This window comes from Pandoraea sp. NPDC090278, assembly GCF_044772185.1.
GTDB lineage: Bacteria > Pseudomonadota > Gammaproteobacteria > Burkholderiales > Burkholderiaceae > Pandoraea.
Genome location: NZ_JBIVYJ010000006.1, coordinates 303,342 through 316,120 on the forward strand (window position 1 = coordinate 303,342; position 12,779 = coordinate 316,120).

The 12,779-nt window shown below is 63.6% G+C and carries 12 protein-coding genes; 7 read left to right on the forward strand and 5 right to left on the reverse strand.

The window, feature by feature from the left end:
- The first annotated feature begins 220 nt into the window (after positions 1-220).
- The 7 genes from ACIQWO_RS22005 (at position 221) to ACIQWO_RS22035 (ending at position 8,321) form a co-directional block, all read left to right on the forward strand.
- Positions 221-1,447, forward strand: coding sequence for an oligosaccharide flippase family protein (locus tag ACIQWO_RS22005; protein ID WP_402828880.1), 1,227 nt, complete (start codon positions 221-223; stop codon positions 1,445-1,447).
- A 28-nt stretch (positions 1,448-1,475) separates the two neighbouring features.
- On the forward strand, positions 1,476-2,609 hold the full coding sequence (locus ACIQWO_RS22010) for a glycosyltransferase family 4 protein (protein WP_402828882.1): 1,134 nt from the start codon (positions 1,476-1,478) through the stop codon (positions 2,607-2,609).
- Positions 2,606-3,748, forward strand: a complete 1,143-nt coding sequence (locus tag ACIQWO_RS22015) for a glycosyltransferase (RefSeq protein ID WP_402828884.1) — start codon at positions 2,606-2,608, stop codon at positions 3,746-3,748. The genes ACIQWO_RS22010 and ACIQWO_RS22015 overlap by 4 nt, the downstream gene beginning before the upstream one ends.
- Before the next feature lie 5 nt (positions 3,749-3,753).
- Positions 3,754-4,896 carry a glycosyltransferase family 4 protein gene (locus ACIQWO_RS22020; RefSeq protein WP_402828886.1) on the forward strand — a complete coding sequence of 381 codons (1,143 nt, stop codon included), beginning with the start codon at positions 3,754-3,756 and terminating at the stop codon, positions 4,894-4,896.
- Between the two features lie 71 nt (positions 4,897-4,967).
- Entirely contained in the window at positions 4,968-6,062 is a 1,095-nt protein-coding gene (locus ACIQWO_RS22025) for a glycosyltransferase (RefSeq protein WP_402828888.1), read from the forward strand.
- Positions 6,063-6,117: 55 nt separating this feature from the next.
- Positions 6,118-7,209 carry a glycosyltransferase gene (locus ACIQWO_RS22030; RefSeq protein WP_402828890.1) on the forward strand — a complete coding sequence of 364 codons (1,092 nt, stop codon included), beginning with the start codon at positions 6,118-6,120 and terminating at the stop codon, positions 7,207-7,209.
- A 92-nt stretch (positions 7,210-7,301) separates the two neighbouring features.
- Positions 7,302-8,321, forward strand: coding sequence for a symmetrical bis(5'-nucleosyl)-tetraphosphatase (locus tag ACIQWO_RS22035; protein WP_402828892.1), 1,020 nt, complete (start codon positions 7,302-7,304; stop codon positions 8,319-8,321).
- A 94-nt stretch (positions 8,322-8,415) separates the two neighbouring features.
- On the opposite strand, the gene ACIQWO_RS22040 is transcribed toward ACIQWO_RS22035, so the two are convergent.
- The 5 genes from ACIQWO_RS22040 to ACIQWO_RS22060 form a co-directional block, all read right to left on the reverse strand.
- Positions 8,416-9,246 carry a lysophospholipid acyltransferase family protein gene (locus tag ACIQWO_RS22040; RefSeq protein ID WP_402828894.1) on the reverse strand — a complete coding sequence of 277 codons (831 nt, stop codon included), beginning with the start codon at positions 9,244-9,246 and terminating at the stop codon, positions 8,416-8,418.
- Positions 9,247-9,258: 12 nt separating this feature from the next.
- Complete coding sequence (locus ACIQWO_RS22045) at positions 9,259-10,527, reverse strand: dihydroorotase (RefSeq protein ID WP_402828896.1); 1,269 nt, start codon at positions 10,525-10,527, stop codon at positions 9,259-9,261.
- A gap of 7 nt (positions 10,528-10,534) precedes the next feature.
- The gene (locus tag ACIQWO_RS22050; RefSeq protein WP_402828898.1) at positions 10,535-11,512 is read right to left on the reverse strand and encodes an aspartate carbamoyltransferase catalytic subunit; all 978 of its coding nucleotides are present in this window, start codon (positions 11,510-11,512) and stop codon (positions 10,535-10,537) included.
- A gap of 74 nt (positions 11,513-11,586) precedes the next feature.
- Entirely contained in the window at positions 11,587-12,027 is a 441-nt protein-coding gene (gene ruvX / locus ACIQWO_RS22055; protein WP_039393067.1) for a Holliday junction resolvase RuvX, read from the reverse strand.
- Entirely contained in the window at positions 12,024-12,593 is a 570-nt protein-coding gene (locus ACIQWO_RS22060) for a YqgE/AlgH family protein (RefSeq protein WP_039393068.1), read from the reverse strand. The genes ruvX and ACIQWO_RS22060 overlap by 4 nt, the downstream gene beginning before the upstream one ends.
- Between the last annotated feature and the right edge of the window lie 186 nt (positions 12,594-12,779).

Below are 12,779 nucleotides of genomic sequence, written 5' to 3' on the forward strand. Positions count from 1 at the left end.
GAAGCCCGGCCGGGAGCGGCTGCATTACGCTAAAATTATACGGGACTTCGCCGCACTGCGGCATTTCCCAAAACCCTTGTCAGCCAGCGCCTACTTTCGCCCTACCGGCCGTAGCCGTGCCGACCGACAAGCGCCGACAGTCCCAGTTTCGGTTCACCGCACCGGCCTCACGAGGCCGGTTTTGCTTATCTCGAGAACGAGTGAGACGCGCGAGCGCCCCATGCCCTACCGAACCTATCGGACCATCTTTCGCAACATCCTCTGGATGCTCACCGAGCGCGGCGCACAGATCGCCGGCGGCATTGCCGTCTCCGGCCTGCTCGCCCGCAGCCTCGGCGCGGCCCAGTTCGGCCTGTTTCAGTACGCGCAATCGCTCGTGTTTCTCGCCGCGTCGCTGACGCTGCTGTGCGGCAGCGAGGTCGTGGTGCCCCGGCTGGTCGGCAAGCCGGAAGACGAACAACGCACGGTCATTGCGCATGCCTTCGTACTGCGGCTGGCGGCGGCGGCCGTCGCCTATACGATCCTCACGATCTACGTCGTCGGCTTTGCGGAGTCCGATCTGGTCGTCGTGGCGCTCTGGCTCGGGGTGGCGCTGTGGTTCCGTGAGCCGTCGGGCATCGTGATCGCCTGGCTGCAAGCCCGCACCTTCAACCGGCCCAGCGTGACGGCCAACCTCTGCGCGTTGTTCGTGAAGCTCGCGCTGGTCGCGGTGCTGTTCGTCACCCATGCGAACGTGGCGGCTTTCGCGGTCGTCTACGCCGTCGAGGCGGTCGTGGCAGCCGCACTGCTCGTGCGCTACTACCTGCGCCATTCGCCGCAGACGGCAGTCGTCTGGAGCCGACGTCTGCTGATCGACTTGCTGGCAAGCGGATCGACGTTCTGGGGCGGGCTGATGCTGATGATCCTGTTCAAGCGCGTCGATCAGCTTGTCCTCAAGCCGATCATTCCGCTCTCGGAACTGGGGGCTTACGCGGCCGCCATGCAGGTCACGGAGAACTTCGTGCTGGTCGCGCCGATCATTGCGAACTCGCTCGCACCGCAATTGATTTTTCAGACGATGGACAACCTGACGGCGCGACGCAACACAGTCCGCGCCGTCTGGCTGATGGTCGCCGCCGGGGCGAGTCTGGCGATTCCGATCGCCGTGCTCGCGCCGTGGATCGTGCACCTGATTTACGGCGCAGGGTTCGCGGAATCGGCGCAGATCCTGCGCGTCTCGGCGCTCATGGGAATTCTTGTGTTCGCAGACGCCGCCCTGAACCTCACGCTCGTGCGTCGCGGCGCGGGTCGCTGGGTGATCGCGAAATGGCTGTGCGCGGCCGTCGTGGCATTCGTCGTCGTGCGAGGTCTGGCACCGCAGTTCGGTGCGCTTGCCGGGGCACTGGGGTATGGCGCGGGTTACGCTGCGGCGCTGGTGCTCGGCGTGTGGCTGCTTCGGCGGGATTGAGACGATGACGACTTCCGGCTCACATGTCATGAATCCTTTGCCCACCGCACGCACGATATGCCTGTTCACCGGCACGCTCGCCGCTTTCGCCGGTGCTGAGCGCGCGACCGCCACACTGGCCAACGCACTCGCCGCACGCGGGCATCGCGTCCATGTGCTGTCGCTGTGGGGCCACACGCCCGTCTTCCCGCTCGCACCCGGTGTCGCGCATCACGCGCTGTTCGCTGCACGCCTGGCGTTCAAACGTCACTACCTGACCATCGTTCGGCAGGTGCGGCGTTATGTTCACGAGCATGGTATCGACGTGATGATCGACGTCGATCCGATGCTTGCCCTCTACACCATGCCCGCCACGCTCGGCTTGCCCGTGCGACGCATTGCCTGGGAGCACAGTACGTACGCGAGCGATCTCGGCCGTCGCGCACGTCGATGGGCACGTGCGCTGGCCGCACGTCGCTACGACGCGGTTGTCGTGCTCACGGAGGCAGATCGCAGCGCCTGGCAGACGCATCATCCCGACGCGCGCGCGCAATTCGTCACAGTCGCCAATCCGCTCGGCATTCCGATGCCCGGCACCCCACCCGCGCATGGCGACGAGCGCTGCATCCTTGCCGTCGGCCGTCTCATCCCCGAAAAAGGCTTCGATCGTCTGATCGATGCATGGACGCGCATCGCCGCCGACGCGCCGGGTTGGCAGGTGCATATCGTCGGCGACGGCGCGTTACGCGACGATCTGCTCGCGCAGGCGCGCGACGCTGGCGTTGGCGACACCGTCCGGCTGCTGCCCGCCGTGTCCGATATCGCGCAGCACTATGCACACGCGTCGATCTACTGCCTGCCGTCGCGACGCGAGAGTTTCGGACTGGTGCTGCTCGAAGCCAAGGCGTATGCGCTGCCGGTCGTCGCCTTCGCGGCCGACGCCGGACCGCGCGCCCTGCTGCATGACGGCGTCGACAGCCTCGTCGTGGACGACGGCGATATTCCGGCATTGGCCGATGCACTGCGTCGACTGATCGGCGACGCCGCGCTGCGCCGTCAGTTCGGGCTGGCCGGTTACGTGCACGCGCAGGACTTCCGAGCGGACGCCATTGCCGAGCACTGGGAAGCGCTCTGGGCAGACGATGTGACCAATGACGTCCGCGCCACGGAGGCCACGCGATGAAGATCGTATTGTTCGTCACGGGGCTGCAACTCGGCGGCGCAGAAACGCAGGTGGCCGATCTCGCGCGGGGGTTTCTCGCACGTGGCCACGACGTCACGCTCGTCTCGCTGACCGGCCCCTGCGCCATTGCGCTACCGACGTCGCCGCAGTTCACGCTCGTCGAACTGAAGGCGGGCAAATCGCCGGGATCGCTGATCGGGGCACTGGCCCGGTTTGCAGCGTATTTGAGGACTTGGCGACCCGATGTCGTGCACGCCCATATGGTCCACGCCAATCTGATGGCACGCGTCGCGCGATGGTTTGCGTCCGTGCCGGTGCTGGTGACGAGCGCCCACAGCCGCAACGAAGGCGGCCGCGCGCGCATGCTCGCGTATCAATTGACCGATCGATGGACCGATCTGACGACCAACGTGAGCGATGACGCTGTCGCCGCGTTCGTCGCACACCGGGCCGCGCCCGCCGCGCGCATCGCCAGCATGCCCAATGGCATCGACACCGGGCGCTACCATCCGGACGCGCAGGCGCGCGCCGCGTGGCGCGATGCGTCCGACGTATTGTCGGATGCTGGCGCGCCCGTCGTTTTCGCCGCCGGACGGATGGTCGAAGCGAAGGACTATCCGACGCTGATCGACGCCTTCGCGCATGTTGCGAACGCCATGCCGGAAGCGCGACTGTTCATCGCAGGCGAGGGACCGTTGCGCGCATCTGTGCAGGCGCAGGTGGACGCCCGTGGCCTCGCGCAGGCCGTGACGTTGCTCGGTCGTCGCAACGACATCGCGCGATGGATGCAAGCTGCCGACGTGTACGTCATGTCGTCCGCGTGGGAGGGCCTGCCCCTGGTCGTCGGCGAAGCGATGGCAAGCGGTCTGCCCGTCGTGTCGACAGACTGCGGCGGGGTTCGCGAACTGCTGGGCGATGCAGAGCACGATGGCGCGCACAACGCACTGGTGCCCGTGGGCGATGCGCAAGCCCTCAGCGATGCCCTGCTCCGCCAACTGCGTGCCAGCCCCGAAGCACGTCAGGCCCTCGGCGCGGCCAACCGCGAACGCATCGTCACCCACTTTTCTCTCGACGCCATCGTGACACGGTGGCTCGACACTTACGCTCGCCTGGCCGTGCAGCGCCACACCTCTCACTGAACGCTATGCAAGCACCTGTTCTCTTTTGCTCGAATTCCTTCTGGTCGATCCACAACTTCCGTGGCGGCCCCATTCGGGCCTTGCTTGCGGATGGACACCCCGTACATGTGGTCGCGCCCGACGACGATTACGCCCCTCTGCTGCGCGATATGGGCTGCCACGTTCACGTTATGCCAATGGCGTCCAAAGGTCAGAATCCATTGCAGGACATTGCACTGACGCTGAATCTCTACCGGCTTTATCGCCGCATTCGTCCCACGGTCTGCTTCCACTACACCATCAAGCCCAACATTTACGGTGCAGTGGCCGCGCACTGCGCTGGCATTGCCTCGGTGTCGATCACCACAGGCATGGGCACTGTCTTCATCAATAGGTCATTCCTTACGCACATCGTTCGAATGCTCTACAAGTACGCTTTCCGACATACCCGCGAAAACTGGCTGCTAAATGACGAGGATTTCAAGGCGATGGTCGGCGGCGGACTCGTCGATATGCGCAAAGCACGGCTGCTACCGGGAGAAGGTGTCAATCTTGACCACTTCGCGCTCTCACGTTGGCCTGACGATGACGGGACGTTCCGATTTTTGCTGATCGCGCGACTGTTACGCGACAAGGGCGTACTGGAGTTCGTGGAGGCCGCGCGGGCGATCAAAGCGTCGATGCCCCACGTGCGCTTCCAGTTGCTTGGGCCGGCCGACGTCGAAAACCCTACGGCAATCTCGCGCGAACAGGTGGCCCGGTGGGAAGACGAAGGACTTGTCGAATATCTGGGCGTCACGCAGGAAGTGCGCCCGTTCATCGCGCAGGCCCATTGCGTCGTGCTCCCGTCGTACCGGGAAGGCCTATCCCGGACGCTGCTCGAAGCCGGAGCCATGGGACGCCCGGTTATCACAACGGACGTTCAGGGGTGCCGGGAGGTTGTGACCGAAAGCGTAAGCGGGTGGGTTGTGCCGGCACAGGATGCGACAGCGCTGGCGGCACGAATGTCGCAGGTCGCCAACATGTCGGCATGTGATCTTGCGGCTGTCGGTAGGGCCGGGCGTGCTAAAGTAGCGCAAAATTTCGACGAGCGATTGGTGATCGCCGAGTATTTCCGAATACTTGGTGAAATCAACGGGGGAAGTCCGCTGAATCCCACCCAGCGTTAATTTAATCGGGATTGGCGTGAGAGCGCCAATCGCTCATAAAAACTAAGTAACGCGGTTAACTTGTCCGTACTATGCTGAACCTGACATTGGCATTGGTAGTTTCATTTGTCACCACGCTGCTGATTGTGCGGTACGCCCATGTGCATGCCCATTTTTCCAGCGACAGTGATACGCAAGGGGTTCAGAAGGTTCATGCGCACCCGGTACCACGCATCGGTGGATTGGGCATCATGCTCGGCCTGCTCACGGCCGGAACGTTTGCCACGCTTTACTACCCGGGGCGGTTCAAGGAAATTCTGTGGCTCGCGGGAAGTGCCGCGCCAGTGTTCATCGGTGGCTTCATCGAGGACGTGACCAAGCGCGTCTCGCCCCGCACCCGTCTGCTCTGTGCCATGTTCTCGGCGCTTGTCGCCTATTGGGTGCTCGGCATTCACATCAATCGGATCGACATCGCACCGGTCGATCGTCTGCTCGCCATTCCTGCCATTTCAGTCGTTCTGACCGTGATTTGTACGGCAGCCATGACCAATGCCATCAATATCATCGACGGCTTCAACGGTCTCGCCGCGATGGTCAGTATTTTCATGTTCGTATCCCTTGGCTATGTCGCGTTCCAGGTGGGCGATACCATCGTACTTTCCACGGCGCTGATTATGACCGGTGCCGTCTTTGGATTTTTTATTCTTAATTATCCAAACGGGTTGATTTTCCTCGGCGATGGCGGTGCTTATTTCATCGGATTCATGCTGGCGGAACTCGCCATTCTTCTGGTGATGCGTAATCCGATGGTGTCGCCGTGGTATCCGGCACTCATGCTGATTTATCCGATTTTCGAAGTTTGTTTTTCGATTTACCGCCGCAGATTCGTGCGCGGTGTATCCCCGAGCATGCCGGACGGCGTTCACCTGCACATGCTCATTTACAAGCGTGTGTTGCGCTGGGCCGTGGGCTCCAAGGTCGCCTCGCGACTGGCGCATCGAAACTCGATGACGTCGCCCTATCTTTGGGTGCTGTGTCTGTCCGCCGTGCTGCCGGCGACGATCTTCTGGCGTCACAGCGGTGTGCTTGCCGGCTGCTGCCTGGTATTCATCGTTGGCTACGTCTGGCTGTACAAGCGGATCGTGCGCTTCCGTTCGCCGCGCTGGATGATCTTCACGAAGAAGTAAGCTGTCTTCCGAATTCTCTTTTCGATAGCCGGATCTCCGGCTATCGCCCCGCATCATGCTGAGTCTTGCCATCGCCCTCGTCGTGTCGTTTGTCGCGACGCTGCTGATCGTCCGCTACGCGCACGTTCACTCCCGCTTCTCAGGCGATAGCGATGTCGCCGGAGTGCAGAAGTTTCACGTGCGTCCGGTGCCCCGCATTGGCGGGGTCGGCATTCTCGCCGGCCTGCTCGTCGCGGCCACAGCGCTCGGCTTTTCGTATCCCACAGTGTCGCGCGACATCCTGTTGCTGGTCGTCTGCGGCCTGCCTGCGTTCCTGTCCGGCTTCGTCGAGGATGTGACCAAGAAGGTCACGCCCACGGTACGGCTGATCTGCACGATGTTCGCCGCGCTGCTGGCCTGGTTCGTCCTCGACATCCACATCACACGCGTCGATATCGGCGTAGTCGACAGGGCGTTGGCCCTTGCCGCAATTTCGGTGCCCCTGACGGTGCTATGCGTGGCAGGCATGGCCAATGCCGTCAATATCATCGACGGATTCAACGGACTCGCGGCCATGGTCGCGATGATCATGTTTGCCTCGCTCGGCTACGTCGGATTTCAGGTGCAGGACCCGATCGTGCTCACCACGTCGATGATCATGGTCGGTGCCATCCTCGGATTCTTCATCTTCAACTTCCCCGGCGGCCTGATCTTTCTCGGCGACGGCGGTGCCTATTTCCTCGGGTTCATGCTGGCCGAGATCGCCGTCCTGCTGGTCATGCGCAATCCGCAGGTGTCGCCCTGGTATCCCGCGTTGATGGTGATTTATCCCGCCTTCGAGGTCTGTTTCTCGATCTATCGCAAGCGCTTCGTGCGCGGCATTTCGCCCGGCATTCCGGACGGCGTCCATCTGCACATGCTGGTTTACAAGCGCCTGATGCGCTGGGCCGCAGGCCCACGTACGGCCAGTGCACTCACGCAGCGCAATTCCTTGACCTCTCCGTACCTTTGGCTGCTATGCTTGCTGGCAGTGATCCCGGCGACGGTCTTCTGGCGGCATAGCGTGGTGCTCGCACTGTGCTGCGTCGCCTTCATGGTGACGTATGTGTGGCTGTACCTGAGCATCGTCCGCTTCAAAGTGCCGCGCTGGCTGATCTACAAGAAATGAATGACCACGGGGGGCGACGCATCTGAAATGGTGCGCGGCCGCGGCACACGGAAACCCCCTGATCGGGACAACAAGACAGCGCCACCATTGCGATGCGTGACATCTATGCCATCGGCGACCTCCAAGGTTGCCAAACGTCGTTTGAACAACTGCTCGAGCGCCTCCCCCAGGACGCAGATCTCTGGCTTGCCGGTGATCTGATCAATCGCGGCCCGCGCTCGCTCGATACGCTGCGTCAGGTCATTGCATTGGGTGACCGTGTCACCGCCGTACTCGGCAATCACGATCTGCATTTGCTGGCCGTAGCGGCTGGCGTGCGTCAGGCGCACGGCAGCGACACCCTCGACGACATTCTCAACGCGCCCGACCGCGACGCGCTCATCGACTGGGTGCGCCGTCAGCCGCTGGCACATCTCGCCCACGGGCATCTGATGGTGCACGCCGGTGTGCTGCCGCAGTGGGACGCCGAGCAGGTCGTCTCGCTCGCGCGCGATGTCGAGACGCAACTGCGCGGAGACGACTGGAAGACATTCCTCTCGCGCATGTTCGGCAATCAGCCCGACCAGTGGCAGCCGGACCTGAGCGACGAAGACCGCCGACGTCTCACAATCAACGCGCTCACGCGCATGCGTTTTTGCTCGGCCGACGGACGGATCGACTTCAAGATCAAGGAAGGGGCCGACGCCTCGACCGAAACGCTCAAGCCGTGGTTCGATGCCCCGGGCCGCCGCACGGCAGACGTTACGATGGTCTTCGGGCATTGGTCGGCGCTCGGGCTGGTGATGCGCGACAACATCCTCGGTCTGGACACAGGCTGCGTCTGGGGCGGCAAGCTCACGGCGGTGAAACTCGCCGACTCACCCGCCGGGCGCGAGCTGATTCAGATCGACTGCCCGCAGATTCGCGACCCGCTTGCCTTCGCCGACAAAAAGCGCAGCAAGATGAAGACGGCCGACAAGGCCGAGGACGCACTGAAGGCCGCGAAAGCCGAAAAGCTCGATAAGTTCGGTAAGGTCGAAAAGGCCGCGCGCAAGCTGGAGAAGGCCGCGAAGGCAGAGAAGTCAGAGAAGGCGGACAAAGCAGACAAAGGGACGAAGCGCAAAGGCGAGTGATCGACGCCGCGAACGTCTGACACGTCCCCGTTCCTATCTCCCTCAAACGAAAACGGCGCCCCGCAGGCGCCGTTTTTCATTTTGCTGAGTCGAGTCAGGCCTGAACCGCCTGCACGGCATCGCTCTCGTCGTCACCCAATCCCGATGCACGCGAACCGACAGAGCCACTCTCAGGCAACACAGCTTCGGGCAGGAAGCCCTGCAATGCGGAGCCGACGGCTTGCTGCGCGCCCAACGTGAACTCGCGACGATGCTCGCCGTCCTGCGGATATTGCGGTGCGCCGATCGACAGACGCACCGTCATCGGCGGCGCACGCAAAATCATGTCGATGGATTCGATCAGGCTCGTCTCACCGATATAGGCCGGGGCCATCGTGTGGCGTCCGCTCTCCGCGTCCGTATAGAACAGGCACAGCGGCTGGACCGGTTTGCCGGTCGTGACCGGCGCTTGCAACAAATTCGCGTGGAACGGCAGCAGACTGCGGCCGTCCGTCGTGGTGCCTTCAGGGAAGACGGTGATGACGTCGCCATCGCGCAGGCAATCGGCCAGGTAATGCATGATGCGGCGCGCATCGGCTCGCCGCTCGCGTTGCAGGAAGATCGTACGCGTCTGCACGCACAACCAGCCGACGAGCGGCCAGTGACGAATCTCCGCCTTGGCAACGAAGCGCACCGGTTGCCACGCATTGAGCGCAAAGATGTCGATCCACGACACGTGATTGCACAACAGCATCACGCCCCCTTCCGGCACCGGCGCGTGCTGCTCCACCTCCAGACGCATGCCGCACAGCTTCAGCAGCTTCTGCGACCACGCACGGATGCGACGATCCTTCTGCGGCTGCGACAGAAACGGAAACAGCGTCGCCGCAGTCAACATGCCGCGCGCGAGATGCAGGCCAAGACGAAGTTTTTTGATCAACAGCACGGCAATCGCATCCTAGACGCAAGGGGCTTCGTACGCCACGCGGCCACCGACCAGCGTGAGCCGTACCTGGCCCGGTAGTTCGTATCCCAGAAACGGGGTGTTATGACCGGCGCTGCGCAACTGCGGCGCGGACACGGTCCAGTACGTCGACGGTGCAAACACGCAGACATCCACCGCGTGGCCCGGCGACAAACGGCCAGCCCCCGGTGCCACCGCCGCCAATCGCTGGCCGGGGCCGTGCGTCACCCGGGCGAGCGCGTCGACGAGCTGCACACGCGACTCCTCGGCCCACTTCAACACCAGAGACAGGAGCAGTTCGAGGCCCGTGGCCCCCGGCTCGGCTTCCGCGAAAGGGACGAGACGGGCGTCGGGCGCAAGCGGCGTATGGTCCGAGCAAACGGCGTCAATCGTACCGTCTCGCGCGGCTTCACGCACGGCTTCGCGATCGCGCTGCGAGCGCAGCGGCGGATCGAGCCGGTATTGCGCGTCAAAGTACCCGATGTCCATGTCCGTGAGATGGAGATGGTGCGCGGCGACGTCGCAAGTGACCGGCAATCCTTCGGCTTTCGCTGCACGCACGAGCGCGAGGCCAGCCGCCGACGACAGGCGGCACAGGTGCACGCGCGTGCCCGTCACGCGGACGAGTTCGAGAATGGTGTGCAGGGCGATGGTCTCGGCCGCGACCGGAATACCCGCCAGCCCGAGACGCGACGCCACCGCGCCGCTCGCGGCCACGCCGCCCGCTGCAAGTGCCGCATCCTGCGGCCGCAGCCAGACCGTCAGCCCGAACGTACCGGCATATTGCAGCGCGCGCAGCAGCGTGCGGTTGTCGGCCATCGCGGCGTTCGCTTGGGAAAGACCGATGCATCCCGCTTGCGTCAGTTGCGCCATTTCGGTGAGTTCGCGACCTGCGAGACCGACCGTCAACGCACCCAGCGGATGCACCTGCGCGAGATGCGTTGCGCGGGCGCGCAGTTGCAGCATCTCCACAAGGTCCGGTTCGTCGAGTACGGGATCGGTGTCGGGCGGGCACACCACGCGCGTCACGCCACCGGCGAGCGCCGCCGTCGCTTCGCTTGCCGCCGTCATCCGCCGCGCGGACAGATCGACGAGGCCCGGCACGACGACCAGTCCCTTCGCGTCGACGGTCCGCTCGGCCGTGAAGTCGGCGGGCGATGCGTCGAGCGTCAGCAGTTCACCGTCGGCGATAAAGACGTCCTGTACGCGGTCGAGACGCGTCGCAGGATCGATTACGCGGCCACCCTTCAGATGCAGTTTCATGGCGCGCTTACCCATTATTCGTGGCGACGATACTCATCACCGCCATCCGCACGGCAATGCCGAACGAGACTTGTTCGAGGATGACCGACTGCGGGCCATCCGCCACCGCCGAATCGATCTCCACGCCCCGGTTCATCGGCCCGGGATGCATCACGATGGCATCGGCCTTCGCGAGCGCCAGGCGCGCTGGCGTCAGTCCGTAATACTTGAAGTATTCGGACGCCGACGGCAACAATGCGCCATTCATGCGTTCGTTCTGCAACCGCAGCATGATGACGACGTCGACGTCTCGCAGCCCTTCGTCCATGTCGTGAAACACGCGCACGCCGAGTTGCTCAAGGCCCGTCGGTAGCAGCGTGCGCGGGCCGATGGCGCGCACTTCAGGCACGCCGAGCGTCGTCAGTGCGTGGATGTCGGAGCGGGCGACGCGCGAGTGCAGAATGTCGCCCACGATCGCCACCGTCAGATTCTGGAATTCGCCCTTGTGATGGCGAATCGTGTACATGTCGAGCAAGCCCTGCGTCGGGTGCGCATGGCGTCCGTCGCCTGCGTTGATCACGTGGACGTGCGGCGCGCAATGCTCGGCAATCAGATACGGAGCGCCCGATTGCGCGTGACGCACGACGAACAGATCCGCGTGCATCGCCGACAGGTTGCCGATGGTGTCGAGCAGCGTCTCGCCCTTGCTCGTCGACGACGCATTGATATTCAGATTCAGCACATCTGCGGACAGGCGCGCTGCTGCGATTTCAAACGTCGTGCGCGTACGCGTCGAGTTCTCGAAGAACAGATTGAAGACGGATTTGCCGCTCAGCAGCGGCACTTTCTTGACGTCGGCATCGTTCACGCTCACGAACTGCGTGGCCGTGTCGAGAATGTGCATGAGCACGGCACGCGGCAACCCCTCGACCGTCAGCAGATGCTTCAGCTCGCCATTACGGGTGAGTTGGGGATGGCCGCGACGGCCGAGAATGCCGTTAGCCATGAGCGCGCTCCGTGGCAGGGCCGCGGATGGCCGACGCAGCCGCAGTGGCCTGCGTCGCGTGAGGCGTGGGGATGTCAGGCAGGCACATGCTCGTCGAAGTACTGCTGGAGGATGATGCGGGCGGCTTCGGCGTCGAGCGACGTCTTTTGCGAGACCTTCACGCCCGCTTCGGCCAGCGCCGCCGCAGCGGCCACCGACGAATAGCGTTCGTCGACCCAGACGACAGGCACGTCGAACCGCCCGTTGAGTTGATTGCCGAAGCGCTTGGCCTGCTGGGTCATCTCGTGCGGCGTGCCGTCTGGATGGCATGGCAGGCCTACGACGATCAGCTCGGGTTGCCACTCGGCGATGAGTTTGCCCATTTCGGCGAAGCGAACGTCGCGATTCAGATTGGCGACGACCGTGAGGGCACGCGCCTCGCGCAGCATCAGATTACCGATCGCCACTCCGATACGGCGCTCGCCGTAATCGAAACCCAGCACCGTGGAACTGCCCGCCGTCTTGCCAGCGGTCATGCGTGACCCGCGTCGGCGGAAAGCATCGACGACGTGACGCCAAGCAGCGCCAGCGCAGCGTCGAAACGCTCTGCGGGCGGCACATCGAACACGATGCCCGGATCGGCCGCCACCGTCAGCCAGCCGTTACGACTGATTTCGTCTTCCAGTTGCCCGGCACTCCAGCCCGAATGGCCCAGCGTAAGCAGGAAGCGGTTCGGCCCCTGGCCGTTCGCGACGGCTTCGAGCACGTCCTTCGAGGTGGTCATCTCCAGACCGCCCGGCACCGACAGCGACGAGCTGTACGGCGTGCCCGTGGCGTCGTGCAGCACAAAGCCGCGCTCGGTCTGCACCGGGCCGCCGAAGAAGACCGGTTGATGCGCAAGGGGATCGATTTCCAGCTTGAGATCGAGCCGCTCGAAAAGCGACGCGAGATCGATGTCGGTCGGACGGTTGATCACCAGCCCGATCGCGCCCTTTTCACTGTGCTCGCACAGATAGACGACGGTGCCGGAAAAGGTAGGATCGGCCATGCCGGGCATGGCGATTAGGAACTGATTCGTAAGGTTGATACGGTCGTTCGGCATAGGGCCAAAATTTATCGGAACCTGTTTGACGGACTGCCGCCCGGTACCGCAATTTCGCGATTCTGCGATATTGCGGTTTCGCGCCCCGCAGCGCTGACGCCGACGCCCTCAGGCGCCCTGCGTCACTTGCCGCGGCCGGTCAGCGGACGAACTTTTTCCGCATCGTGATACGGCCATCGGCCGCCA

Coding starts and splice junctions, on each gene's coding strand:
- ACIQWO_RS22005 (WP_402828880.1), top strand. CDS start 221: ATGCCCTACCGAACCTATCGGACCATCTTTCGCAACATCCTCTGGATG.
- ACIQWO_RS22035 (WP_402828892.1), top strand. CDS start 7,302: ATGCGTGACATCTATGCCATCGGCGACCTCCAAGGTTGCCAAACGTCG.
- ACIQWO_RS22030 (WP_402828890.1), top strand. CDS start 6,118: ATGCTGAGTCTTGCCATCGCCCTCGTCGTGTCGTTTGTCGCGACGCTG.
- ACIQWO_RS22015 (WP_402828884.1), top strand. CDS start 2,606: ATGAAGATCGTATTGTTCGTCACGGGGCTGCAACTCGGCGGCGCAGAA.
- ruvX (WP_039393067.1), bottom strand. CDS start 12,027: ATGACCGCTGGCAAGACGGCGGGCAGTTCCACGGTGCTGGGTTTCGAT.
- ACIQWO_RS22025 (WP_402828888.1), top strand. CDS start 4,968: ATGCTGAACCTGACATTGGCATTGGTAGTTTCATTTGTCACCACGCTG.
- ACIQWO_RS22050 (WP_402828898.1), bottom strand. CDS start 11,512: ATGGCTAACGGCATTCTCGGCCGTCGCGGCCATCCCCAACTCACCCGT.
- ACIQWO_RS22060 (WP_039393068.1), bottom strand. CDS start 12,593: ATGCCGAACGACCGTATCAACCTTACGAATCAGTTCCTAATCGCCATG.
- ACIQWO_RS22020 (WP_402828886.1), top strand. CDS start 3,754: ATGCAAGCACCTGTTCTCTTTTGCTCGAATTCCTTCTGGTCGATCCAC.
- ACIQWO_RS22010 (WP_402828882.1), top strand. CDS start 1,476: ATGAATCCTTTGCCCACCGCACGCACGATATGCCTGTTCACCGGCACG.
- ACIQWO_RS22045 (WP_402828896.1), bottom strand. CDS start 10,527: ATGAAACTGCATCTGAAGGGTGGCCGCGTAATCGATCCTGCGACGCGT.